This window comes from Providencia sp. UF-224 (genome assembly GCF_058245955.1).
In genome coordinates, this window is the sequence record NZ_JBSICC010000001.1 from 43,201 (window position 1) to 65,677 (window position 22,477).

Sequence of the window (22,477 nt, forward strand, 5' to 3'; positions counted from 1 at the left end):
ATTAACGCGCTCCTATAAATCCATACTTGAACATATCCACATTACCGCCCGCGGCTTTAGTTGCTGTACCAGAGAACGGATCCCATGTACCACCAGCCAATTGATATGCGCCGTATGCTTTGATTGGTGCAGTTAATAGCGTTGTGGCTGCGCCAAAGTTACCCTCACGGCGTGCCATTTTCCCCTGCAGTCTGTCATTAGCTGCTTGCATGCGTAGGCCGTACGCTTCACGACTTGCATTATTAACCAGTGTTAAAGCGTCTAATTCACCCATTGCCGCAGTATCGCCGAACATATCAAGGGCACCTGCTGAACTTAAATCAAGTCCACTCGCTGACATTGCCGCCGCCTGTGAGCCAGCTAATTGCCGTGTGCGTGAGCGCTGTTTCTCTGCCTCGGCATTGCCACGATTAATTGAATCATTCGCTGCTTGTTCGTTCTGGCGTGCATTTTGGTTGGCTATATCAGCGTTAAATTTACCGGATTGATATTGGCTATATGCCTGCATACCTGCCGAGGCTAGAATGCCCCCTGCTAAAATGGCTGGACTACACATTATTTCGCCCTCGCATTCATCGTGAATTTATGGAATGGATAGTTAAGCGCACCAATGGGCTGCGCATCTTCTAGTTTGAACCCTAGCCAATGCAGCCACGCCTTTGCAATGTAATTGCGCTCATCAACGTAATTAAGCAGCTCAGGATAGATTTGTAGCATTAGACCAACGAATGGTTTACAGCGGCGTAGAAAGGCTTTCTGGTGCTTCTCTAAAATATCTGATCCAACTAACCAAGGAATGCCAACGCCGCCGATAATGGACGCAGGCGACACACCAAAAATAGCCGCAACCTCGCCATTGAAAATAGCGGCCCATGATTTTGTAGATAAGTTAATACCTGAGGCTAAAACCTCTTCAGGCGTTGATAGATTCAATGCATAGAATTCATCGATATCAGCTTGTCTAACATGCGGTATCAATGCCTGTGCATGCTCTAATGTTGCTGGTACGATTTGAACAATACTCTTTGCCATATTAGAAGCCCCCCACATCTAAGCGCGGTATTGCAGCGAGGATTGATAAAGGTAACGGATCAGATTGCCTGACATACACACGGCCGTTTTTGCTCCACTGTGCATCAAGATTAATTTCTACTACGCCAGTGGCATCATCAACCGGATTATCGTAGAACTCGAATTCACGTTGAGCATATTCATATAACCGGTCTTTTTCGGTACCGGCCCATATGCCACGACTTGAATTAACTATAAGGCTTGCCACCTTAACCAGTTTCTTTTTGTCGAGTAGTGTTTCTTGCCCGTTGATATGAATATCTAAGGTTTCCATATCGCTAACGTACGGTAGACCAATGTGAACCACTACGGCTGGCTCTTCTAATGACACGGCGCCACCAGATACCTTTTGCTGAGGCAATACATTCGCATCGGCTAGAATGCTGGTGGTTTTACCTTCGATATGCTGTAACCCTTCAAAACGGAAACGCGCAAAGCCCCATTCGCTTAATGGCTTATCCTGTAGTAATTCAGGAACATCACGATTAGGCGTTACCCGCACCGCATGAGTATTAATAAATTCGGTAATTTCACAGCGTAGCGTTTTGTTTTCATCGTCTTCAAAATAAGGCAAGTGAATAGCGTTACCGATATCACTATCTTTAAAAATGGCATTGCTGGCGGTTAAAGCAATATCACCTTCGTACGCCCAGCTATCGACTGTTGTTAGGTGTACAGTGCTGGCTTCATCTTTATTTCTGCCGTCATAGCTAAGGCCTGAATCAACAAAGAAAGCGTCCTCGGTCTTAGTAAATAGACGACTGCTTAAGCGCTCTATATAACGCACCGTACCGCCACCAACTTTACGGCACACAATGAAGTAAACCGCATCCTCATTGCCTTCACTGACACTGCAGGTAGATTCAAATTGCCCGTCAGTCTCTTGTGGCGACCAAGCAAAAACCTGCTGTTCTCTGAGGTACGTCAATGAAAGCAATTTACCATCATCACGAATACACCAGGCTATTGAGTAAGGAACGATAGAAAACGCCCAATCAATAATCTGGTGGCGCTGAAACAGGTGATTAGCCATGATGGTTAAATCGGTGCCTTGGTACCCGTCAACGTCGAATGAATACGCGAGGTCACGCACAGCGCTACCTTTTTCTTGGATGTACAAAGCGATATTAGCAACGGCAATAGGTGGAACGTCACTACAGCCATTGGCACCTTGCGAGGAAAAAGAGAAACTACTAGGAGTTAATACTTTGTTCTGATCCCCAGTGATTTGATACTCACCCCCAGACGTTAAGGCCACCAGCGAACCTACATCAATTAAGTGGCGAATTTCATTAACTTGGCGTCCTGCATATGTGTAGATGATACGGTCATCATCTTGAATGGGGTTATTCTTGCCAAAGTCTTTATAGTCCCCACTACGACTAGCCCAAATAGTTTGAGGGTAAGCACGAGAGCCAGCAAAGAACAAGCGCTGCTGATAATACATAACGGTGCTTGGGTAGCCGTCTACATCATTCCAAACCGAACGAGCCCACTTGTACGTAGCATTTTCTTCACCAACGGCATTTGATGGAATGTACGAAACAACCTTACCCGTTGCGGTTAAGCCGTCTGTACTGACTGAATTGATTTTAACGATACCGAAACCACTGTGAAGGTACTCCCACTGGATCCCAGCATCACCACCCCAACCATCCCAGCTCATACCCTCCGTGTGTGACGGCCTTAACGTGCCGCTTTTACCTGCAGTATTAGCGCGGTAGTAATTAGCACCTGCACGGCGCTGATCATTAACGTTAGTCGTCTTGTCAGTTTCCCATACGGGTACAGCATCAATCGCTTGCTGTTCAATATAGATTTGCTTACCGACTAATTCAGCACCAAAGATATTATGCGTTGCAATCAGCGTTACATCACCTGTACTGGCGCTAACATATAACTTACGCTCTTTATCAGTGTTGATATCTTCAAATGGACCATTACGCGTTTCAACGGGCACCAGCTTCCAATCGTCATGATCATAGCGCTGTAGTTCCATAGGTGGATAATCAGCGTGTACGATGGTCATTACGTCTGCTGACTGTGTGAATTTTAAATTGAATAGGTCAGCTTCTTTGTATGGCGTTGCCAGTTCGAATATTTCGCCTTTGTGCTCACCGTCTGCATAAAGCACCTGCCCGCCATCTTTAATCACGCGCATATACTTATCACCCATTTCAAGAGCGTAAGTTTGCACTGTGCTGAACTGGAACGGGATCAAGCGGCATTTCTTGTTAGGGTATTTTGCCGCTGCAATAAACTTGGTGCCCGGTCTATTTTCAATGCCGCCGTATTGACGCACGATAAAATTAGAACACTTACGTAAAGCGGTTGAATACTTCGCTAGGTCAATGCGACCATAAAGGCTGGGTGCGATTTCGCCACCGCTGAAACTAGGTTGAATGATGCTATAAGCCATTACGATAACCTCGCTTCTGTGAATGGATCCATGTAGTCGTTAGGCTCCGATGATTCATCAAGAGAATGCGCACCAGCATTAGCAATCGCCATGGTGTAAATCTGTAGTGCTTCATTACCCATACCAGAATTTGAAGCCAATGGGCGTGCCAGTTCGCTAGCAAGTTTCCATGCCAGTGCATCAATGAATAATGAATCAAACATATTCACATCAGTGACTGACGCAGTGTATTGAAGCCATGCTTGCGGCTGATCGCAGTAAATCAGTTTCCCAGTGCCGTCGGCATCCGAACCAACCAAGAAATTAATTGCATTATTTGGCTGAGGATATTTCTGGCCAGATTGAATAATGGCTATTGCCTTTAAACAGTCGGTTGGGTAGCTATAGGCAAACTTCCAGTCTGGTGGAGGGTTATTGGTATCAGCCAAAGCAACACGCTTACTGGCAAAGTTCCACGGAAAATCAGAGAGCGTAGTATCGCGGCAATGATTGAAGTGTAGATTGCATTGCTCGGCTTCTTTGCTCTTTTCGCTAAGGCTGTTAATGAATCGGCTATTACCAATACGACTAAGCGCCAAGTTACAGATTTCTATTTCTGAGGCCATTAGAGTTACTCCAAAAGAAAAAGGGGCTTTCGCCCCCTTTAGCATCGGGGGTTACACCCCAAGTTCTTTACGCTTTTCATCTATCGCGGTACGCATTTTATCTGCGCCCATGTTGTGATGAGGTGCCTTACCAAATAACTGCAAGTACTGTTCGCGCAAAGCTTCAAGGCTAGAATCAACTGTATCGCCTGATCCACTAATAGCAGCATTGGTTACAACCTCACTACTATCACCACTAGCCCCATCAACCAAAGCGCCAGTATCAGGTTTAGCATCATCACCAATCAACTTTAAGTTGCTGCCAGCAATACCGCTGTATTCAACCTCTTCACCAACTTCAAGCAGACGACCAGCGATAAATGATTTTTTCAAAACTTCATATCGTGACATGTCACACCTTAATTAGTTACAGCGTTGTAGATAGGATGAGCATCAACGTTAAGCACGATACCCGCTGTAAACTTACCTGCAGTTAATGGACCATCTGTGACAACGTAACGCAGGCGCAAATATTTAATAACGCCATGCGGAACGGTACCGACAATGCGTTTACCTGCGTTCAGGTCTGCAATTGGCATAGCAAATGACTGGAAGATAGCAACAGGCGTTGTAAACGCTTTATCTTCTGATGTTTCCAGTATGATTTGCACCTTTGCAGCGCCTGCTGCTTTAGCTTGCTCGGTAACCTGTGCAAACAATTGCAACGGCTCGCCAATACCGATATCACGGAAATCACCTTTAACTGGTGTTAGGTCAATGATACTGGTCGCAGTCGCTGATGCGGTTACTGCTTGGTCGAGAGAAAATAGGGTTTCTTTATCTAAAATCATGTTGCGAACTCCCAACAAAATTAAGTTAACGAGGCTAGATATCAGCCCCGTACGAAATTACTTCACTTGGTCTTCTGTGGTGAGAAGTGCATCTACACGGCGCACTGGAATTTCATCAAATGAAACGACTTTCTTCCCAGCAATTTCCTGCATGGAAATATTGACGTTCTTAGAGTTTTTGATTTGTCGACGCATCCAACTACGGATCTCCGAACTGCAATAGAAAGCAGGTTTACCCATGGACAGGTTTGGAATTTTCTCAATCGCCTGAATCAGTAAATCAGGCAAATCGATAGCTCCTGCTGCTTCTGGATCCTTGGTCAATTTACTGAGGTCAATATTTGCGACACGAACAACATATCGCCAGTCACGTACAGTTAAACCGTTGTCCCACTGGTAATGAGTACGATAGCCTTCATATTTACCGCCCGCTTCATCCGTTAGAGTAACTTGGCCTTTGTGCTCTTGATGTAGTCCAACATTAGACCCTTTCGGATAAATACCGTGTGCAGTATTTTGTCCCCAGACAACTAACCAGACAGATGTTAAGTTACTTCCTGTGCCACCTGCATCGATAATGTTTGCACCGCTCTTTGCACCGCGATCATTAAAGCGAGCAGAAAAACCAGTAAATCGCTGAGGGTGTACAGACGTGTCACCATAGAAAAGAGTCTCTGCCATTTCCTGATTCATTGACTCAATGAAAGGCTGTGATTCTGATAATAAAAACTCGTTTGTATTACCGTTTAAATCAGCTAGCTTTTTGTCAACCTCTGAGTAAGCTTCTAACATGCCTGTCGCATCAGTAACTTGGGCGGTAGTTGATTTGCTAGGCTGAACACCATAGTTCAATAAACGCCAAGTAGCTGATGGCAGACCAGTGCGAACCGTTGTGCGGTGGCCTGTTGGTAAGTTGCCCTCTACAAATACCATGTCATCCAGAACCTCATTGGTCTGGTTGAGTAGCTCAACAATCTTAGCTTGCTTACTGTTCGGGTCTTGACGCTTAGCCCAATCAGTTAAAGTTAGCGCTTTAGACATAATTTATCCCCTACACCTTATTTGCTATCGCCGAAGAGAACATCCGCCATACTGCGAGTGTTTTCACTGCTACCACTAACAAAACCATCCTCAGACATGGCCTTGCCAATTTTTGAAAAAATACGGAATAACTCAGGATGATTACCTAGTCCTGAATCATTTAAATATTGTTTGAGCTCTGGCGTACCGAACTGATCCATAGCTTTTTGTGCGTTACCGATTGACTCAACGGAACCAAGCTCTTTATCTGCTTTGATTGTTTCAGCCCATTCAGCAGTTTGTTGCTGCCACGCCTCATTTTGTTGCTTCATGATTTGCGGCATGATCGTAGAACCGTACACATCAACAATCTTTTGCGCCTGCTCGTTGCTTAAACCAAGCTCACGGGCGATAGGTTCAAACGCCGCTACAGCTTCTTTATCAAGCTCTTGGTCTTTGCCAGCCGTGAACTCATACTTTTCAGGTGCGGTGCTTACAGGCTTCTTGTCAGTACCTTCCTGCTTAGTGCTGGACGTATCATTAGCCTTATCAGTTTCTGTACCAGTAGTCGTAGTCTGATCACCTGTTGTTGATGTTTCAGTTTTAACCGCTGAAGTTTCTGTGGTTGTCGCAGCTGCACCCTCGCCACCATCAACTGAAACCTCATTACAAAGGCGACGAAACACCAAGCGTTGAAATAAATTCATTGATTGCTCTCCTGTTCTTTGGCTTCTTCTGCCATGAGTAGATATTGCTCAGCGCAGAACTCCATAACATCACTTAATAGCATCAACCCCTGATTACGAGCGCCTTCGTTAAAAGCGGTAACATACGGGTCATTAGTAAATGAAATATCGAAAACACCACATGAGCTAGTGATCCTCCAAACAAAACGGCGACCAGCTTCTGTGCTCATTATTTGCTTGATATCCTCTATCTCACGCTCTCTTTTGAGCTTTTCTTTAAGCTCTAAATCAGCCTGAATCTCTGCCTTTTCCTCTTCGGTGTAATCATTAAACTGTGTCATTGACCACCACCAGCAAGCGCAGCTAAGGCGCTGTTATCGTCCATAGGTGTATTGCCAAGAGCCTGAGCACCAGCCACAGCCTCCTGTGCCATTTGTATTTGTTGCATCTGCTGTTGTTGCTCTGCACGCTGCTGACGAATAGCTGCTACTTGGTCATTGGATGAAACGATAGTTGGTGAAACACCGATTGATTCAGCGTAGTTATCAATCATTTCGTCAGTGTTCAGCTTGTCTAGTGCTTCTGGTTTCATCTGTGCCAGACCACCAACGAAACCAACGAAACGCTCAATGCTACTAACACCAACCGATTTCTGCGCCTGTGCCATAACAGAAATGTATTCAACCTTAAGCTGCATGCCCTGCATTTCTTCTGGTGGCACAGGTAATAGGTTTTTACGCGCCATGATTGCGAACGTACGATTAATTAACTTGTCGAGCAGTTCAGAATCCAAACGCTGTAAGACAGGCCCTAACATGAGCAGCTTTTCTTCACGCATTTCAATTACTGCTTCAACTGGCATTGAGCGTGTATTTACAGACTGCATCATCATGAATAGGTCAGAGAAATAGGCTTCTTTGATTTGATTACGAGTATCGCCAATATCAGCAATCAAGCCGTTAATGTCGGCTTGAACTTGGAATATCGGCTTAATCATTTGGTCAGCGCCAGCCATTGGAAGATAAGTTATTCCACCAGGAACAAGTGAAATGCGTTGATTCTTAATTGAGGCAGGCGCTTGCATAGGTGGATTGGTAACTTTATCAATCTGCTGTGCTTTGCGGCGCTGCAATAGCTGTAATGCTTTCACGCTACCCAATGCAATCATGCCGGGGCATGATGAGCCGTAGACATCCTCGCCGTTCACTTCCCAGCGTGGCGCCATAATTGGGAACTCATCAAAGCCAGATTCACGTAGAACACGGTCACTATCTCCACCCATTTCAAAGTAAACGGATTTAAACAGCTTGTTCTTAGCGTCCAACTTGCCGCTGATGCGGTTTAAATTTGGGTAGACTGAATGAACAACAGTAATCCACTGGCTATAGTTGCCAGAGTCCCACATGCTTTTAACCTGCTCACTCGCATTGTCTAATCCGAACTCCATAACCAACTGACGCACTGTCATGCTGAACTCACGGAAACAGGTGTCTACGGTTAAGTCAGGGCCATTCGCAATGTAATAGCTACCGATAGGAAAAGGTACCGTACGAATGACGCGCTCGTTATCTTCCAGTACAGCTAATGCGCTGGTGGCAAAGGTGCCGATATCGGAATAAGTTTGCGGTAATGATTGATAAATGTTTGAACGATTGAATACTTCATTCATGCGCTGCTCAACGACTTCAAGCCACATTTTCACAGGGCTATAATTCATCATATCAGGGTCTGGTGTAGCCAAACGGAACCACTTACGGGCAGGGCTAGTTATCCCTGACATCATGCCACTAGAAAGCGTACGTTCAGATTTAGCGGCTTCTTGGTCGATGATTTTCGTATTACGTCTATCACCGCGATTGACTTCTGATGTGTTAAAACGAGTGCTACGAGGGCGTGTATACTCTGCAAGCTCTTTCCAGTGCGGCTCAAATGATTGGCGCTCATTCTTAAGCTGTGAGAGTTGTTTTAATAAATCCTGCTTTAAACTCATACCGCCCCCGTTAGGTTACTGACCAAGTAGTGTTTTACCGCTGGTTGATGCTGAGCCAGTAGCACCCTGCGCACCTGTTAGCAATGTTGATTTGCGACCAGCGGCAGCACGGCGGCGGCGTAGCTCTTCATCACGCGAACCGACTACAGCCTCATCCTGTTCTTGTGGCGCTGCCTGAACTGGTGGAGGGGTTTTAATCTTGGGAGTGCCACCTAGGATATTTCCGCACATATAACACCTCGATAAAATAAACAATAATATACTTTGTGATTTATTGTATATCTTATTTGACAAATATAAAACCAAGATATACATTTTGGTCATCGGTCGTTAGTCGGATGTTCCTTTGCAATACGCTCGTTAGTCCAGTGACTTTCCTTTGATTAGCTTTTTGCCCTCGCTGTGAGGGCTTTTTTTTACCTGTTAGTTAGGCATATGGATCGTAATCAGCATCACTAACAACGTTACTGCCCTGACTAGATGTAGAAATGTTGTGGCGTTCTTTTTTGGTGACTGGGTAAGCAAATGTTAATGCTAGCGCATCACCTTTATTTGGTGAGCGTCCAATGCGTTTTTTTATATCCTCTTTCTTTTCAAGCAAAATTTTACCGCTAAGCTGCACTTTGTACTCTGGTGTTGATAAATCATCAGCCACCTCTTGATCGTCAATAGCCCCACCTATCTTTAGCCATGACTTAACATTGTTGTACATTTCACCGCGCTTGTTCTGCATTTGTGGGTCAGTTGATGCACCATTGAATGATACAAGTTGCCAATTGCGCCCCCAATTCATACCAACAGATTGAATTCCAGTACCGTAACCAAAGTCGATATGAACAGCATCAGCGCCGTACTGATCCTCATAGTCGGCAATGCGCTTAGCCATAATCACATCATCAATAGTTTTACTACCAGTCCAAAGGCATTTGCTGTGTAACCCTTGGCGCAAATAAATTACGGCATCATCATCACCAGAATACGCAGGGTCAACACCTATGATAATTGGTGCATGTGATACTTCGGCCTGTGTTACTGTGCGCTTCATAGCGGCATCAGTTAATCCAGTAGGTATGAATTGTTTTTCAGATGTAGATGGGAAAATACCGCGAACACGCACCTTAACAAAGTCATCATCAACACCGTAGTCTTGAATCCATTTATCTATTTGTTCTTTGTTGGTGCCTTCAACCGTACGGCTATCAATCTGCTTAGTTTTCCAACGGTGCTTAAACTTACGGAAACACTCACGGAAACGCCCTGTGTTACGTGTCGGGTTACCAAACGCTATCCAGATGATTTCTGTATTTTCATCCGTCAAAGCACCCTCTGCTACCTCCCACACTAGATCCGCAATGTTGGAAGCTTCATCAAAAATTAGAATGATACGCTTGCCTTGGTTGTGTAGACCTGCGAATGCCTCTGTATTATTCTCTGACCACGGAACAGCATCAGCACGCCAAGCGTTAGCGTGATTAGGGTCATTGGAATAGATAGCGGTTTTGGTGCAGGTAAACCAATCCTTGGTGATAGATAGGCGCTGCCACTTCGCAATTTCTGGCCATGTTTTAGTGCGAAGCTGATTTTCGGTGTTGGCAGTGACAACGACTTTGCAATCTTCGCAGGTGTCCATGCCCCACTTGATAATCATCGATATGAATGCAGATTTGCCGATACCGTGACCTGATGCCCTAGCAAGCTGTAGCGGCTGGTGGCGTGTCTCAGGATTGCGCAGATGCTCACCTATTTCGTTCAGTGCTTCCGCTTGCCATTGACGAGGCCCACTAGCATTTTCAAGTTCGGTGCCAGCCTCACCCCAAGGAAATGCGTAGAGCGCATAGCTTAACGGGTCATGAGTAAACATGCCGATATCGTTAATCAATTGTTCTTCTGGCGACATGGCGTCAATCATGACTCACCACCAGCGGCGCGCTTACGGGCTGCTGCCAACTTATCAGCAAGGGAAATAGTCACATCGACTTGGTACCTCTCACGGAATGCGTTAACGTCTACGTGCTTACCGACCATTTCAAGCACGCGCAGCTTATCTAACAGTTTGACTTTCTTAACTGTTACATGCTCATCAATGACTGCTATTTCGAATGCAGAGATGCTTTTGCGCCATACTGCAGGCCAATCTTTAATTGGCTTGATATCGCCCGTATTGGTTAGTATGTCGGCAATATCGGCATCAAGCATATCAACCAATCGCTCTAACACACTATCAGCGTCTAGCTTCTTGCGCTTATTACGCTGCTGCATGAGTTGCGCGATACGGTCAATTATGCGAGGGTCTTTCATAAGCTGTGATGCACGCTTACAGGCGCTAACTTCGGCATAGCCTGCTGCTAGCGCTGCATTGGTTTGATTATCAGGGGCTTTGATATATTCCTGACAAAACCGCTCCATTTGAGCGTTAAGCGGTGTAGGTTTTCTGGCTGGTGGTTTACGTGGTTTCTTTATGGTCATAATCATCACCTCTACGGTTATTATGACCAACTAGGATAAAAAAATAAACATATACAGATTAATGTTTATCTTCTTGTATCTTTTCACAGAGTGTTTCAAATGCCTTATAAGGCGCAAGCTCCCTAGAAAATAAAGTCATTGTTTTATGCATTTGCTTAAACAACTCACTAGTACCACTTTGGTTTAGGAATTTAGATAAGGAACTAACATCCTCTTCATTAATATAATCATAACAAAATTCTAATTGTTTATTTGTAATACTCATATCTAGCTTAACATCAGAAATATCAAAATATAATTTATTGCATAGCACTGCTGACCTCATAATTACTTCAGCTGGTATTTCATTTGCATCAGAATGAATGAGAATATCCTTCATTCTTTCACCACTTGTGTCGTAGGCCATAATTACCATTGTTTTTCCAAGCTTTTTGCATTTTATGCGCGAAATACCAATCAATAATGCTGATTTCAATTCATACATTTTAACTATTACATCACATATTCTAGCTAACTCTATAGCTACCACATTTCTTATTGCATTTTTTTCTCTATCCTCCCCCTTTATTTTCCTATCGTCATCATCTTGTTTTTGTTTTTCATATAACTCTAAAGATGTTTTAATGGAATCCTCTGCCGCTTTCAATGACTTCTCCGCTATAAAAGTCGATATTTCAGTGAGCTTTAGTGATTTTTTTGTATATCTAATTGTTATAAAGCTAACCACCCCAGTAAATAACAACGATAAAACGGCAACAAATAGCGCCCAATCCATGTCTTTTAGCCACTCAACCATTTCTATATAAACCTCAGTTAAAGTTAAATTTACCTTATTCTACCTCCAATTTAGTCTCATGCCACCCTTTAGTATTCCAGCACTCAGCGGCACCAGATAGACAGCAATTAGCTACTGGCAACTGCTCACCGCACTTACCACAGCAACGCTTTGATAGCTCCGCAATTTCACGCTTGAGCCGCGCATCATCGTTACGTATGAGCATTTGAATGTATTCAGATTCATCGTACGGTTCACGCCCTGGTCTACGCAACGCACAATTACGCTTAATCATTTCGTGCTCTTCGGCTTCAACCTGCCACTGCGGAGTAACAAGGCCAGCTTCACGCTGGCGTTTACGTTGCGCTGCTTTACGCTCTGCTGGTGATTTAGCCATTGAATAACATCCCTACAGCTACGGCTAACACGCACCAGAACACGACGAATATTAAGTAAGTTTTTAGCATTGTTAGCACTCCCACTCGTAAATAGGTCTGTATTCACTGCAATATCTATCTAAGCAGCCGTCGTAATCATATGGATTGTGTTGCCAGCTAATTTTTCCGCAGCATGGGCAATTCCATCGTGTTTTGCCACTATTTCCTTTTCGCCTACGTTGCTTTTTAAGCCATTCAGGAACGCGCAAGCCTTTGCTTTGCACCATTGAACGAGCATTGAAGTTAGCTAATCGGAATGTTCGTCTTTTCTGTGCATTAGCAATATCGAACGGTAGCCAGACAATGTTATCCATTGTTAAATCAGGAATAGTGAATCGCTTAGCTATTGAAAAGTTAGTTGATGGATATCCACGGTCATTCAGCCAGTAGACATCATTACCATCCCAATCACCTTTCAAGTAACCAACGTAGTAATTGCATTTACTTTCAATTACGGTTTCGTTTGGTATGTACTGACAATCGACGTGATACTCAGCAAGTGATAGAGCGCTTTCAGCGCACACAGGCTGGTCAATGCTTCTTCCTTGCTCCCACGCCCTCTGCGCTTCTTCTAGCGTGTATACGTGAGCCTTATCGATATCAGTGGCATAACCTTTTCCGTCCTTGCAATGAAATGATGCGTTGCTCCCCACCGTGTCGCGTGTACACATCATATAAAATCTATTTTCCATATTTACCTCGCGTGACATGTCACGATTATTTGTTTCTAGCTGCCAGCATTGCATCAGCCATTATGTAAGCCTCACGTGATACCAACGCGGCTGACTCTTCAATCACAACCGCAATCATGGCCTCGTTTGATAAAATTCCCTGCATTGCAGCCATGGCGAACTGGTCACGTAAGCTAATGGAATGGTCTGTAATTGGCATGAACTGATGATTGCGTTTGAAACTCTCAGGAAGTTCATATGTTTTATTTTTTGAATCTTCGCTCATAACCTTACCCCTTTGTTCCAGTTGCTTTAGCGATAGCTTTACGTGCCAATGCTAAGTCTTCATGATGCAAGCCTACATACCCATCATCGTGATAATTGATGATTAACTGTAGTGCTTGTAATAACTCTGGTGACGCTGCAAATAACATTGCTATCTTGTCGTCATTTTCATAGGAACCAGAGGCTATACTGCAAATAACATCATCGGTAACAGCGAAAGAAACGAACTCGCTATCAGCTTCCAGTTGCATGCCACTGACTTCACAAACCACATCATCTTCCACCTTTTCAGTGAGATAATTATTTACGGAACCGCACTGCTTACACTCCGTGTGAGATAAGTTTGTTATAGGGCCAACCCAAACCACCTCACCACCACAATCTGCACATATCATCGTATTACCCTTAAAATAACGAAACTTGTTTAACTACTGTTTTCCCACGGCGCTTAGGCTTAGCCTTTGTGTTACCGCCGTACTTATCTATCCAAACTTTTGCTACGTGAAAGCAATCATCAAACATGGCGCCGCGCTTACTTACTTGCTTGCGAGCATCTACGGTAATGTGCGATACCTTCATCAGCGGCAAGCTGTAATACCCCCCCCCTGATAATCAAGCTCTTGAAGCTTCTGAATGATGTTCTTTCTAATAAAATCTTCTGGACTCATAAGGACTTACCTCATTCATTCAACGATTCGTTAATCTGCTCACAAACTTACCTATTGGTAATAAGTTCATGAATTGTCGATTTTTCTGGTAACCTTACCCTTATCATTCCAGTGGGGCCCCACACCTTAGAAACTCGCCCATCCCATATACGCGAATCATCGTCAAAGATGGCGTCAAGCAAAGCTTTCTCTAAGTTGTCCTTATCTGGCTTTTGCTGGTGGGGCTTACCGTCCATTTCAGCCTGTTTTTTCTTGCTCCATGACTTCGGCATAGGAATAACAAAAATCACGTGGTAATCGCTCTCAGGCAGGTTAATACCCCTTGCTTTCACCTCGTCACAGAACGCCCTATAACGCATTACCGCTGGTCGTTTCTGCCATTTGTCACGCTGGGTCATACGGGGCTTAGGCACTGGCACAATTGGATATTCAAGGGTTTTCATACAGCTAAGCCTCGCTTGATGCGCTTCGCCCTAGGCTTCACCAATAACTCGTTAAACATGATGTGTAAGCGTGCTGGTTCACCCGTTTGGCACCATGGCCCATACTCAGGCATCACAACAGGAACGACTGGTTTCTTAGGCTTGCTTGGCTTACTAGCCCTTACCTTGTGGCGTTGACCGCTGTTTGCTTGTCTCATTAATCCAGCTTCATAGTTATCATTCAGCTTGTAGCCAAACGCTCTCACGCCGTCTTCTTCAACGGTTACTAACGAAATAACATCAAAGTATTCAAGTTGCCCTAATGCGAACTTAACGGTGTTGTACGAAGCCTTAACGCCATTGCTTTCAAAGTGTGCTCGCAGGCCTTTAATCGACATACTTTTGCCTGATTTGAGTACCTCAATCACTCTATCCTGAAATAACATAACCATTACCTCAAATTCGATTAACCTACATGGTTAATATAAACAATTTGTTTATCTTTTCAACCATAAAAAATCAGTAAGAATTGATTTTCTTACCACCCTTTAAAACGCCCTGTAACGCTCTACATTTGATTTTCACATTCAACCTATGGGATTTATCATCCTGCATATCAAAAATGCCTGTATGTTAATCCTGCTAACGATTTTAATAACCTTTGAATCTTATTGTGTCCGTTGTTTACCTTTTTCAATTATATCCATCCAAGCAGGACGAGGTTTTGATTTATCCGTAAGTGTTAGTGTTGGCTCTGGCACCTTTTCGCCCTTTCTAACTCGCTCAGTCCATTGTGATAGCATTTTGTCTAGTCGCTTCTCACATTCAACCTCAGTTAGCCTTAGGTCAATCATCTTCGTTCTAAGGTCTGTAAACATCCAGTACTGAACCGGGTGTTTGAATGGGTACATTTCCGCGCTCTGGTAGTTATTGCGCTTAGCGCAGTAGGTTAGAAAATCTCTTAACTGTTCGTCAGGATCAAGCCCAAACGGATTATGCTTAGCCGCTTCACCAGATAGCGCGACAATCACGTCTGATAACTCTGGTGGCCATGGATTACCACTCATACAGCGGTCAGTGCAATACTGAAAAATGGCCTCGAACTGTGTATCAGTCAATCTTTCGATACTCTGGCTCCAAATCAACGATGGTTCCGTTCCATTCTTGCTCTTCCACTTGTCCCCGTATAGGTCGATCATTCCCCTCCAAAGCTGCAAGAGTTTCAGGTCCGTACTTGTCGCTGACGTGCTGTAAGAATTCCTGCAGCGCTTTTGGCTTTCCTGCGAATTGGCTATCGATCTTAGTTCTCTGACCTGACCCATTTTTCACCACCTTTTCATTTTTCAATCGACTATGTTTCAAGCCTTTAGCAAGGGCTAACTCCCATTGCTCGTGTGTTTTGGCTTTTCCCTCTGCCCCCCAGTAGGTTATAAACTCGGCTAGCTCATGAGGCTGTAACGGCTCTTTGAGTATCGTTCCCCAGTACGCCGCCTTTTGCGTAAAGTCCTGATCAGGCTCCCATCCGTGATACATCACAAATTTGTCATTCACACCAAAACCACCAGCTGGAACACGACCATTCAAGATAGAATTATTGGCATTCGGATTAGATTGAAAATTATCCTCGCGTGTATTAGAGAGAGGTTTTATATCTCTACTCTTATCTTTATCTTGTTGTGACACATCGTGACATTTCGTGACATCGTCGTGACTATCATTTTTATTTTTCCCTTCCTCTCTTTGGTTTTTTTCTCGTTCGCGTTGCTCTCGTTTTCGCTGAGCTGCTGATTTTGCTCCTGTTTCTGCGTTTCCTAAGTCTTCCTTTTTTGGCTGACGAGTCTCCCAGCCAGTAATTTTTGAACCATCTAAAACACGTCCCTGCATGGCATTTAAAACAGCTTCAATCTGTTCATTTTCGACATCCAGCGCGCTTGCTAAATCTTCAATCGTGACTGTCACGTGACCACGTTGTGACCCATCGTGACATTTCGTGACATTCTGTGACGCATCAACAAGAAGATGAATGTAAATAGCCTGAACTAATGCAATTGGCTGCTTTGAAGCCCTTGAAATTGTTCTCCATTTAGGATCGTTAGGCATGTCATGCCAGAGCCTAAGCCATTTATATGTAGACATGGGCCACCTCTACGCCGTAGCGTTATCACTAATTCCGTCTATTTCAATTGATGCAAGGCAGCTAGTATTGATTAGCTCACAGTAAGTTGTGTTTTCTGAATAGTTAAGTTGATGCCATAGCCTTAACAGCGCCACTTCTTCATCTGTTTCAGGCTCAATAATAATTGTGGCGTTTTCATTAATACGTGCTTTCATGCCTGTACCCCCATTTCTCTTGCCTGTTTCAATAGCTTGCTTATCTCTTTGCGATAGGCCGCTGAGTTAATTGCTGAGCATTCAACACAAACACCATTGCTAGTAAATCGCTCTGAATCGTGCCCATGCCTGCATGGCTTCCCCGTATAGAAACGACTAAGACCATTAGTGACGGCCTCCTTTCTAGTGATAATTTTCATTGACACCTCTTTATCTATGATTAATTAGCAGTAAGATTATACACTCTTAAAAAATAAATCAACCATAAATGATCGATTGTTTATCTAGCTAATCAAAAAAAGACCGCTTTCGCGGCCTAGTGTGATTTACTTCATGAAATGGTCTGCGATTTGCTCTAAAGAATACTCTTTACCAAAGTCTTTGAACGCCTTTTGCAATCGCCAAGCTGTCTTGATTGACACGCTACGACTGCAATAGCGCAGATGAATAGAAATATACTGAACAGTCAGGTTTGCGCTGTCTGCAAATTGCTGGCGCTCACGTTTAGATAGACCATTCCAGAATGTTTTGAAGTCTGTAAATGCCATATTAACCACCCAAAAAGATAAACATTAGCCATTGATTGCAACAATGATAAACAAATTGGGAATTTACCTCCATGGTTAATTTGATATTTAATAGATAAACAAAATAAACAATATCGAACAAAATACACACAAAGGAAAGACACCGTGAAAAGCATCCAAGATATCAGGAGAGACAATCTGGTATTCGTGATAGAAAAGCATTATGAAGGGAAGCAAAAGAGCTTAGCTACAGCATTGGGTTGCGCTCCTAACGTCATTTCTCGTTATTTAATGTCCTCTGACATGAAAAGCCATCGTTCGCTTAGCGATCCTATCGCCAGAAAGATTGAGCACCTTACCAAGTTGCCGAAATACTACATGGACAAGGATCACTTAAATGTCCCTGCTGAACAGATTGCGGATGAATTAGCCCGCCAACCTACCGATATTGGGCGCATACTTGGTGATAACATCACTACGTATATGATGATTGACGGTTTTAAATCACAGGCCCAACTGTCAGTTAAGTCAGGGTTAGGCCAAGCCACTGTAAACCGTATTATCAAGAATGAGTCCAGTGCTACCGTTGACAGTGTTGCAGCAATTGCGGACGCACTAGGCCGTAAACCATACGAACTACTCATGTCTAAAGATGATGAAGACGTTCTACACTACGATCATAAAAAATTTGCGGCATTGCCCGATAACGAAAAAGAAAAGATACAAGACTTTATTGAGTTCATTATTAGTAAAAACGAAAAGTAAAACAAAGCATTACATTTATAGCCAGCCTCTAGCTGGCTTTTTTATTCACGAAAAAGATAAACAATTTGGTTATTTTATTGTTTTTAACAGTTGACAACTGTCTTTTATGGTTTATTCTTTATCTCATATTAACCCACAAGGTTAACGCTCTTTAACAATACAGAATGGCTATCACACTCCTAAATTCTGTGAGCCGCAGAATGTCTTAGCTAACCCGTAGATTCGGAATGCAAGATTTGGACAGTGACAATATTAATCAATCTAGCTGTTTTGGCTGGATTTTTTTCACACCCCAAACATAAACAATTTGTTTATCAAAGGTGATTGAAATGATGTTTTTTATCGAAAATGGTTTTCATGTATTCATCGTACGTGGGAACAAGAAAGCATTTAGCAGTTTTAAAGAAGGCATCGTATGGGCCTTTACTACCTGTGTAGCAATTCAAACCGACAAGGAATTATCTAATGAGCAATCAAGAACAAGAGCAATTTGACCAACGCAAGTTAAGCAACATTGTTAGCGCAATCTTAATGGCCAATGACATTAACACGCCTGAAAATATTGATAAACTAGCTAATCACTTGAACAAAACAGACACCAGCGAAGAGTTTGAACCGTTTGAGAAAGTGGCCTTTGAATTAAGCATTACCACCACATCAACGCCAAAGCTGATGTTTCTGCACAATAACGACATTATCAATGCTTACATTCATGTCATTAAGAACCCTGACAAATTCCGTTCTAACATTGACCGCAAGAAATACTTCCAGTCTTTGGTTTCGCCTGATAAAGAGGAAGTAATCGAACCTGCTAAACCTGATGTGATTACTCACGCCAGTGAAGATAAACAAACTGGTAATGTCGAGCCAGAAGTTATTGAAGAATGCCCCGTAAATGAACCGCCTTACTTTGAACCTGGGCGTTACCCTGATATCCCTAATGATGTTTATCACAGCTCAAACGGTATCAGTAGTTCAATGTTGAAAGATGCTCGTATAAGCCTGATGTATTACAACCTAAGGCACGTAAGCAAAATCATTCTACGTGAAAATAAACGCTGCTTTGATTTAGGTAGCGCGTTTCATACATTAACAATGGAGCCTGAAAAATTTGGTTCTGAATTCAGTGTTCGCCCTGCTATTCCAGAGGGAGCATTTACAAACACTGAATCAATGACGAAATGGATTGATGAATATAATGCTGGTCTACCTCAGCCACGTAGCACTGACGAGCTAAAAGCAATAATTGAAGCTCATAACGCAACACTACCAGCACCATTACCGTTATCTGGTTCAGTAGAGGAAATCGGCGGGCTATATGCAGATTTACCTGATGAATTTAGAAAAATACCTGAATCAGATAAACACACCGCCGCAGCAATGAAAGCGTGTATTAAAGAGTTTAACGCAACACTACCAGAGCCATTAAAAACTTCTGGAAGTCGTGATTTTTTACTCAATCAAGTTTACGCAATTAATCCTGATTTATGGGGCGAGGAAACTAGCAAACCTGAGCATCTTAAAAAATCAGGCAAGAAAGAAGAAATTGCAGCATCAATTAAAGCGATTAAACCAGATGCAATATTTGAAGATGATTTAATCAGCGCTTGGAGAAGTGACGAAACTAAAATTCAAGTTGAAACAATTGATTTTCAAACAGCTAAAGACATGCGCGATGCTGTAATGAATCATCCAGAAGCTAGCGCGTTAATCAATCATCCAAACCGAGTATCCGAAGTTAGTTATTACGGTGTTGATGATGATACAGGGCTTGAAACAAGAGTTAGACCAGATATTGAAATTCAACTAAATGATAATCATCGAATTGGATTTGACCTGAAATCCGTCTCTCTTGGTCGATTTAAGCAAGAAGCAATTACATCGATGATCCGCAGAGAAATACTTAATCGCGATTATCACATCAGTGCAGGTATGTATTCCGATATCGCGCAACTTGACCAGTTTTATTGGATATTCGTTAACTCTGATCCTCATTACCACTGGGTTGCAATCGTCGAAGCCTCGCCAGAGTTATTAGAGCTAGGCCGCTTGGAGTACAAAAAGACGCTGCGAGATATCAATAACTCAATGAATACTGGCGTATGGCCTGCCCCGATAACCGAAACGCTCACCATTAATCTTACTGACTTTGAAACACGCAAGTTAGAAGAGCTTCAATTAGAAGAAGCTTAATCAATTCTAGCGCCCTGCTTACTGCATGGCGCTTATCAATTTAGAGGTAATCATCATGTCAGAAGTCGCTTTAAGTAACCAACCGCAAACCAGTGTCATGAATAACATGTCACTCCTTTTTAATACGGAAGCAATGAATTGCGTTATTCGTGTTGCTGATTTAATGGCATCTGGTACCGCGACGGTACCTAAACATTTACAGGGAAAACCAGCCGATTGCTTGGCTATCACAATGCAAGCGTCTCGCTGGGGAATGGACCCATTTGTAGTAGGCCAAAAAACGCATTTAATTAATGGCACGCTAGGTTATGAAGCTCAGCTGGTAAATGCAGTGATCACCAGTTCAAACGTTGTTACAGGTCGCTTTCATTACGAATACGGCGGTGACTGGGAAAAAATTGTAGGCAAAAAAGAAAATCGTGACGAATCAGGTTTATATATCCGTGTTGGTGCAGTTCTTAGAGGTGAAACAGAAATTACATACGGTGAACCGGTTTACTTAGCCGATGTGCAAACGCGTAATTCACCATTATGGAAAACAATGCCGAAGCAACAAATTGCTTACTTGGCTGTTAAATACTGGTCTCGCCTGTATTGCCCTGAAGTGATCATGGGGGTTTATACGCCAGATGAACTTGAAGAGCGCACCATTAAAGATGTTACTCCACCAAAAGAGCGTGTAAGCCTCAATGAAATCACTCAGCAAAATGAGCCTGAGCAGCATCAAGAAGCCACCAGCGGCGATAGCGATGTAATTACTGGTGAGATTGTTGATGATGGGTTTAACCCTGAATTACTGCGCCAATCAATTACTGATGCTTCAACACTGGATGAAGTAAAAGAAATTCGATTACAAATTGATGAGCTTAAATCATCACTTGGTACCGCACTTTTCACAGAGTTGAAAAATAAAGCGGTTCAGGCTTATCACCGCATCGATGCAAATAACAACCTTGAAGCACAAATTAACAGCCTGCCAGCTGGTGGCTCACCAGAAGCTAAAGCAGCTTTCGAAAAGGTTTTTCAATTCCTTAACGCCAACAAACGCAAGCTTGGCGATGAACTGTTCGATTCATTCAGCCTGACGCTGAACGACATGAAAGACGAATACCAATAATAAACTTGTGGTGGGGTTCGCCCCACCTTAGGGGAAATTATGAATTTAGAAGAATTAGGCGCATTGGGAAAAGTTATTTCATCTTCCCAATTACAAAAAATAACGGGCCTTGGTCGCACGGTATTGGATAAGTTAAATGCAGAAGGTGTATTAACAAAGATTTACTTTAGCGACCGCAAGTATGTTTATCAGCTTGATCAAGTTAATGCTTATGTCACCTCTTGCATGAATAACCCAACAAAAAACAAAGGTGAATCCTCCGCTGATAAAGCAAGAAAAGCCCTTGAAGCCAAAAAGGCTAAGCAATAGTCACCATTTCTTATGTGATTTAACCAAAGGATATAACCATGAAAAAGTTAATTGATTCCACAGATTTTAATAGCTGTGATGTATGCAATGACGATGCATGCACGATTGAAACCAAAGGCGACGGAAAGAAAGTATTTAATGGCGATAGCGTTACTTGCTGCGGATGCTCAAACACAGGTCAGATAACGGTTGAAGCAGAAGATTGCGCTTATATCGAATGGGATAACCCAAACGACGATTAATTACAGGGAATATTTGCAAGGATGCAAACAGGAGATAGATAAAATTGAGTAAATAAATTATGATAACAATACGTACACAAATAAAGTTTATATATTTTAAAATGGATGGTTTTTATGTGCAAAAAAATTAAGCGTGATGCAATGTATTATTGCTTAGGCTGTTTTGGTTTAATTATCGTTGCTCTTGCCGTTATACTGCCTTTAGTTAATATCTTTTATCCAATTGATTGCTTTTACAATACCCTTGATTCTGAATATTTACCCATAATATTAAATGTTTTAATATTGATCGCATCTATTTGTTTATATGCTAATTCTGGACCGAAAGAGTATGGGAAAAAAGATGTTTTATTGATCGCTAGCCTAGTACTTTTAACTCTTAGCACATTATCAATCATTGGGGACTTAACTAGAATCCTTAATAATAACGGACCTGATTTTATGAAACAAACATACTTCGCTATTATTTTGTATCTTATAATTATTGTTGCCTATATTTCACTTTCGATTTTCTTTTTTAAATTAAGAAAAAAAACGAATGATAAGAAGAAAGAAACTGCAAAACAGACTGAAAATTCAAAGTGAAATTATTAGAATCTGAATATTGCGATAAAATCCTGCACTAGCAGGATTTTCTATACCTAAATT

At 42.7% G+C, this 22,477-nt stretch carries 32 protein-coding genes; 6 read left to right on the plus strand and 26 right to left on the minus strand.

Features of this window, described 5'->3' with window-relative positions; all coding sequences use genetic code 11:
• Position 1: 1 nt before the first annotated feature.
• The 26 genes from AC4IFO_RS00230 to AC4IFO_RS00355 all read right to left on the minus strand — a co-directional run bounded on the left by AC4IFO_RS00230 (position 2) and on the right by AC4IFO_RS00355 (position 17,224).
• Positions 2-556 (minus strand): hypothetical protein, encoded by a 555-nt coding sequence (locus tag AC4IFO_RS00230; RefSeq protein ID WP_490730837.1) that lies wholly within the window; start codon positions 554-556, stop codon positions 2-4.
• A complete protein-coding gene (locus AC4IFO_RS00235; protein ID WP_490730839.1) occupies positions 556-1,050 on the minus strand; it encodes a hypothetical protein in 495 nt (164 codons plus the stop codon). Before AC4IFO_RS00235 ends, AC4IFO_RS00230 begins: the two co-directional genes overlap by 1 nt.
• A complete protein-coding gene (locus AC4IFO_RS00240) occupies positions 1,034-3,490 on the minus strand; it encodes a phage tail protein (protein WP_490730841.1) in 2,457 nt (818 codons plus the stop codon). Before AC4IFO_RS00240 ends, AC4IFO_RS00235 begins: the two co-directional genes overlap by 17 nt.
• A complete protein-coding gene (locus tag AC4IFO_RS00245; RefSeq protein WP_490730843.1) occupies positions 3,490-4,095 on the minus strand; it encodes a phage connector family protein in 606 nt (201 codons plus the stop codon). The genes AC4IFO_RS00240 and AC4IFO_RS00245 overlap by 1 nt, the downstream gene beginning before the upstream one ends.
• Before the next feature lie 51 nt (positions 4,096-4,146).
• Positions 4,147-4,485, minus strand: a complete 339-nt coding sequence (locus AC4IFO_RS00250; RefSeq protein ID WP_490730845.1) for a hypothetical protein — start codon at positions 4,483-4,485, stop codon at positions 4,147-4,149.
• Between the two features lie 8 nt (positions 4,486-4,493).
• Entirely contained in the window at positions 4,494-4,925 is a 432-nt protein-coding gene (locus tag AC4IFO_RS00255) for a Bbp16 family capsid cement protein (protein ID WP_490730848.1), read from the minus strand.
• A gap of 57 nt (positions 4,926-4,982) precedes the next feature.
• Entirely contained in the window at positions 4,983-5,966 is a 984-nt protein-coding gene (locus tag AC4IFO_RS00260; RefSeq protein ID WP_490730850.1) for a major capsid protein, read from the minus strand.
• Positions 5,967-5,983: 17 nt separating this feature from the next.
• Positions 5,984-6,652, minus strand: coding sequence for a peptidase (locus tag AC4IFO_RS00265; protein WP_490730852.1), 669 nt, complete (start codon positions 6,650-6,652; stop codon positions 5,984-5,986).
• A complete protein-coding gene (locus AC4IFO_RS00270; protein ID WP_273803111.1) occupies positions 6,649-6,972 on the minus strand; it encodes a Bbp19 family protein in 324 nt (107 codons plus the stop codon). Before AC4IFO_RS00270 ends, AC4IFO_RS00265 begins: the two co-directional genes overlap by 4 nt.
• Positions 6,969-8,621, minus strand: coding sequence for a portal protein (locus tag AC4IFO_RS00275; protein WP_490730855.1), 1,653 nt, complete (start codon positions 8,619-8,621; stop codon positions 6,969-6,971). Before AC4IFO_RS00275 ends, AC4IFO_RS00270 begins: the two co-directional genes overlap by 4 nt.
• Before the next feature lie 15 nt (positions 8,622-8,636).
• Positions 8,637-8,852 carry a hypothetical protein gene (locus AC4IFO_RS00280; RefSeq protein ID WP_264967206.1) on the minus strand — a complete coding sequence of 72 codons (216 nt, stop codon included), beginning with the start codon at positions 8,850-8,852 and terminating at the stop codon, positions 8,637-8,639.
• A gap of 196 nt (positions 8,853-9,048) precedes the next feature.
• Positions 9,049-10,530 (minus strand): terminase, encoded by a 1,482-nt coding sequence (locus tag AC4IFO_RS00285; protein WP_490730857.1) that lies wholly within the window; start codon positions 10,528-10,530, stop codon positions 9,049-9,051.
• Positions 10,527-11,087: a terminase small subunit gene (locus AC4IFO_RS00290; protein ID WP_490730859.1), complete on the minus strand. Its 561-nt coding sequence runs from the start codon at positions 11,085-11,087 to the stop codon at positions 10,527-10,529. The genes AC4IFO_RS00285 and AC4IFO_RS00290 overlap by 4 nt, the downstream gene beginning before the upstream one ends.
• 58 nt (positions 11,088-11,145) lie before the next feature.
• Positions 11,146-11,883, minus strand: coding sequence for a hypothetical protein (locus AC4IFO_RS00295; protein ID WP_490730861.1), 738 nt, complete (start codon positions 11,881-11,883; stop codon positions 11,146-11,148).
• A gap of 34 nt (positions 11,884-11,917) precedes the next feature.
• A complete protein-coding gene (locus AC4IFO_RS00300; protein ID WP_490730863.1) occupies positions 11,918-12,259 on the minus strand; it encodes a hypothetical protein in 342 nt (113 codons plus the stop codon).
• 72 nt (positions 12,260-12,331) lie between these two features.
• Entirely contained in the window at positions 12,332-12,991 is a 660-nt protein-coding gene (locus AC4IFO_RS00305) for a hypothetical protein (RefSeq protein ID WP_490730865.1), read from the minus strand.
• Between the two features lie 25 nt (positions 12,992-13,016).
• The gene (locus tag AC4IFO_RS00310; RefSeq protein ID WP_490730867.1) at positions 13,017-13,256 is read right to left on the minus strand and encodes a hypothetical protein; all 240 of its coding nucleotides are present in this window, start codon (positions 13,254-13,256) and stop codon (positions 13,017-13,019) included.
• 4 nt (positions 13,257-13,260) lie between these two features.
• A complete protein-coding gene (locus AC4IFO_RS00315; protein ID WP_490730869.1) occupies positions 13,261-13,650 on the minus strand; it encodes an XkdD/Y8K6 family phage-associated protein in 390 nt (129 codons plus the stop codon).
• Positions 13,651-13,660: 10 nt separating this feature from the next.
• Positions 13,661-13,843, minus strand: coding sequence for a hypothetical protein (locus AC4IFO_RS00320; RefSeq protein WP_490730871.1), 183 nt, complete (start codon positions 13,841-13,843; stop codon positions 13,661-13,663).
• Positions 13,844-13,970: 127 nt separating this feature from the next.
• The gene (locus AC4IFO_RS00325) at positions 13,971-14,366 is read right to left on the minus strand and encodes a RusA family crossover junction endodeoxyribonuclease (protein ID WP_490730873.1); all 396 of its coding nucleotides are present in this window, start codon (positions 14,364-14,366) and stop codon (positions 13,971-13,973) included.
• Positions 14,363-14,791, minus strand: coding sequence for a hypothetical protein (locus tag AC4IFO_RS00330; RefSeq protein WP_490730875.1), 429 nt, complete (start codon positions 14,789-14,791; stop codon positions 14,363-14,365). The genes AC4IFO_RS00325 and AC4IFO_RS00330 overlap by 4 nt, the downstream gene beginning before the upstream one ends.
• A 222-nt stretch (positions 14,792-15,013) precedes the next feature.
• On the minus strand, positions 15,014-15,463 hold the full coding sequence (locus AC4IFO_RS00335) for a replication protein P (protein ID WP_490730877.1): 450 nt from the start codon (positions 15,461-15,463) through the stop codon (positions 15,014-15,016).
• A complete protein-coding gene (locus AC4IFO_RS00340) occupies positions 15,456-16,481 on the minus strand; it encodes a DnaT-like ssDNA-binding domain-containing protein (RefSeq protein WP_490730879.1) in 1,026 nt (341 codons plus the stop codon). The genes AC4IFO_RS00335 and AC4IFO_RS00340 overlap by 8 nt, the downstream gene beginning before the upstream one ends.
• 9 nt (positions 16,482-16,490) lie before the next feature.
• Complete coding sequence (locus AC4IFO_RS00345) at positions 16,491-16,676, minus strand: hypothetical protein (RefSeq protein WP_226537963.1); 186 nt, start codon at positions 16,674-16,676, stop codon at positions 16,491-16,493.
• Positions 16,673-16,876: a hypothetical protein gene (locus tag AC4IFO_RS00350; RefSeq protein WP_144141182.1), complete on the minus strand. Its 204-nt coding sequence runs from the start codon at positions 16,874-16,876 to the stop codon at positions 16,673-16,675. Before AC4IFO_RS00350 ends, AC4IFO_RS00345 begins: the two co-directional genes overlap by 4 nt.
• A gap of 126 nt (positions 16,877-17,002) precedes the next feature.
• Entirely contained in the window at positions 17,003-17,224 is a 222-nt protein-coding gene (locus tag AC4IFO_RS00355; protein ID WP_490730882.1) for a hypothetical protein, read from the minus strand.
• Between the two features lie 186 nt (positions 17,225-17,410).
• Here AC4IFO_RS00355 and AC4IFO_RS00360 point away from each other — a divergent pair, with 186 nt between their 5' ends.
• The 6 genes from AC4IFO_RS00360 to AC4IFO_RS00385 all read left to right on the plus strand — a co-directional run bounded on the left by AC4IFO_RS00360 (position 17,411) and on the right by AC4IFO_RS00385 (position 22,414).
• Positions 17,411-17,968 (plus strand): helix-turn-helix domain-containing protein, encoded by a 558-nt coding sequence (locus AC4IFO_RS00360; RefSeq protein WP_490730884.1) that lies wholly within the window; start codon positions 17,411-17,413, stop codon positions 17,966-17,968.
• A gap of 465 nt (positions 17,969-18,433) precedes the next feature.
• Complete coding sequence (locus AC4IFO_RS00365; protein ID WP_490730886.1) at positions 18,434-20,161, plus strand: PD-(D/E)XK nuclease-like domain-containing protein; 1,728 nt, start codon at positions 18,434-18,436, stop codon at positions 20,159-20,161.
• A gap of 55 nt (positions 20,162-20,216) precedes the next feature.
• On the plus strand, positions 20,217-21,278 hold the full coding sequence (locus AC4IFO_RS00370; RefSeq protein ID WP_490730888.1) for a RecT family recombinase: 1,062 nt from the start codon (positions 20,217-20,219) through the stop codon (positions 21,276-21,278).
• 39 nt (positions 21,279-21,317) lie between these two features.
• Positions 21,318-21,587 (plus strand): hypothetical protein, encoded by a 270-nt coding sequence (locus AC4IFO_RS00375; protein WP_490730890.1) that lies wholly within the window; start codon positions 21,318-21,320, stop codon positions 21,585-21,587.
• 38 nt (positions 21,588-21,625) lie between these two features.
• Positions 21,626-21,829: a hypothetical protein gene (locus tag AC4IFO_RS00380; RefSeq protein ID WP_490730892.1), complete on the plus strand. Its 204-nt coding sequence runs from the start codon at positions 21,626-21,628 to the stop codon at positions 21,827-21,829.
• A gap of 114 nt (positions 21,830-21,943) precedes the next feature.
• Complete coding sequence (locus tag AC4IFO_RS00385; protein WP_490730894.1) at positions 21,944-22,414, plus strand: hypothetical protein; 471 nt, start codon at positions 21,944-21,946, stop codon at positions 22,412-22,414.
• Positions 22,415-22,477: the final 63 nt, after the last annotated feature.

Bases quoted from the DNA above. Each gene is read 5' to 3' on its own strand.
- AC4IFO_RS00340 (WP_490730879.1), bottom strand. From the start codon at position 16,481: ATGTCTACATATAAATGGCTTAGGCTCTGGCATGACATGCCTAACGAT.
- AC4IFO_RS00260 (WP_490730850.1), bottom strand. From the start codon at position 5,966: ATGTCTAAAGCGCTAACTTTAACTGATTGGGCTAAGCGTCAAGACCCG.
- AC4IFO_RS00315 (WP_490730869.1), bottom strand. From the start codon at position 13,650: ATGATATGTGCAGATTGTGGTGGTGAGGTGGTTTGGGTTGGCCCTATA.
- AC4IFO_RS00300 (WP_490730863.1), bottom strand. From the start codon at position 12,259: ATGGCTAAATCACCAGCAGAGCGTAAAGCAGCGCAACGTAAACGCCAG.
- AC4IFO_RS00350 (WP_144141182.1), bottom strand. From the start codon at position 16,876: ATGAAAATTATCACTAGAAAGGAGGCCGTCACTAATGGTCTTAGTCGT.
- AC4IFO_RS00230 (WP_490730837.1), bottom strand. From the start codon at position 556: ATGTGTAGTCCAGCCATTTTAGCAGGGGGCATTCTAGCCTCGGCAGGT.
- AC4IFO_RS00370 (WP_490730888.1), top strand. From the start codon at position 20,217: ATGTCAGAAGTCGCTTTAAGTAACCAACCGCAAACCAGTGTCATGAAT.
- AC4IFO_RS00310 (WP_490730867.1), bottom strand. From the start codon at position 13,256: ATGAGCGAAGATTCAAAAAATAAAACATATGAACTTCCTGAGAGTTTC.
- AC4IFO_RS00290 (WP_490730859.1), bottom strand. From the start codon at position 11,087: ATGACCATAAAGAAACCACGTAAACCACCAGCCAGAAAACCTACACCG.
- AC4IFO_RS00345 (WP_226537963.1), bottom strand. From the start codon at position 16,676: ATGAAAGCACGTATTAATGAAAACGCCACAATTATTATTGAGCCTGAA.
- AC4IFO_RS00380 (WP_490730892.1), top strand. From the start codon at position 21,626: ATGAAAAAGTTAATTGATTCCACAGATTTTAATAGCTGTGATGTATGC.
- AC4IFO_RS00265 (WP_490730852.1), bottom strand. From the start codon at position 6,652: ATGAATTTATTTCAACGCTTGGTGTTTCGTCGCCTTTGTAATGAGGTT.
- AC4IFO_RS00355 (WP_490730882.1), bottom strand. From the start codon at position 17,224: ATGGCATTTACAGACTTCAAAACATTCTGGAATGGTCTATCTAAACGT.
- AC4IFO_RS00365 (WP_490730886.1), top strand. From the start codon at position 18,434: ATGAGCAATCAAGAACAAGAGCAATTTGACCAACGCAAGTTAAGCAAC.
- AC4IFO_RS00385 (WP_490730894.1), top strand. From the start codon at position 21,944: ATGTGCAAAAAAATTAAGCGTGATGCAATGTATTATTGCTTAGGCTGT.
- AC4IFO_RS00375 (WP_490730890.1), top strand. From the start codon at position 21,318: ATGAATTTAGAAGAATTAGGCGCATTGGGAAAAGTTATTTCATCTTCC.
- AC4IFO_RS00295 (WP_490730861.1), bottom strand. From the start codon at position 11,883: ATGGTTGAGTGGCTAAAAGACATGGATTGGGCGCTATTTGTTGCCGTT.
- AC4IFO_RS00305 (WP_490730865.1), bottom strand. From the start codon at position 12,991: ATGGAAAATAGATTTTATATGATGTGTACACGCGACACGGTGGGGAGC.
- AC4IFO_RS00235 (WP_490730839.1), bottom strand. From the start codon at position 1,050: ATGTGGGGGGCTTCTAATATGGCAAAGAGTATTGTTCAAATCGTACCA.
- AC4IFO_RS00275 (WP_490730855.1), bottom strand. From the start codon at position 8,621: ATGAGTTTAAAGCAGGATTTATTAAAACAACTCTCACAGCTTAAGAAT.
- AC4IFO_RS00250 (WP_490730845.1), bottom strand. From the start codon at position 4,485: ATGTCACGATATGAAGTTTTGAAAAAATCATTTATCGCTGGTCGTCTG.
- AC4IFO_RS00255 (WP_490730848.1), bottom strand. From the start codon at position 4,925: ATGATTTTAGATAAAGAAACCCTATTTTCTCTCGACCAAGCAGTAACC.
- AC4IFO_RS00280 (WP_264967206.1), bottom strand. From the start codon at position 8,852: ATGTGCGGAAATATCCTAGGTGGCACTCCCAAGATTAAAACCCCTCCA.
- AC4IFO_RS00325 (WP_490730873.1), bottom strand. From the start codon at position 14,366: ATGAAAACCCTTGAATATCCAATTGTGCCAGTGCCTAAGCCCCGTATG.
- AC4IFO_RS00285 (WP_490730857.1), bottom strand. From the start codon at position 10,530: ATGATTGACGCCATGTCGCCAGAAGAACAATTGATTAACGATATCGGC.
- AC4IFO_RS00330 (WP_490730875.1), bottom strand. From the start codon at position 14,791: ATGTTATTTCAGGATAGAGTGATTGAGGTACTCAAATCAGGCAAAAGT.
- AC4IFO_RS00240 (WP_490730841.1), bottom strand. From the start codon at position 3,490: ATGGCTTATAGCATCATTCAACCTAGTTTCAGCGGTGGCGAAATCGCA.
- AC4IFO_RS00270 (WP_273803111.1), bottom strand. From the start codon at position 6,972: ATGACACAGTTTAATGATTACACCGAAGAGGAAAAGGCAGAGATTCAG.
- AC4IFO_RS00245 (WP_490730843.1), bottom strand. From the start codon at position 4,095: ATGGCCTCAGAAATAGAAATCTGTAACTTGGCGCTTAGTCGTATTGGT.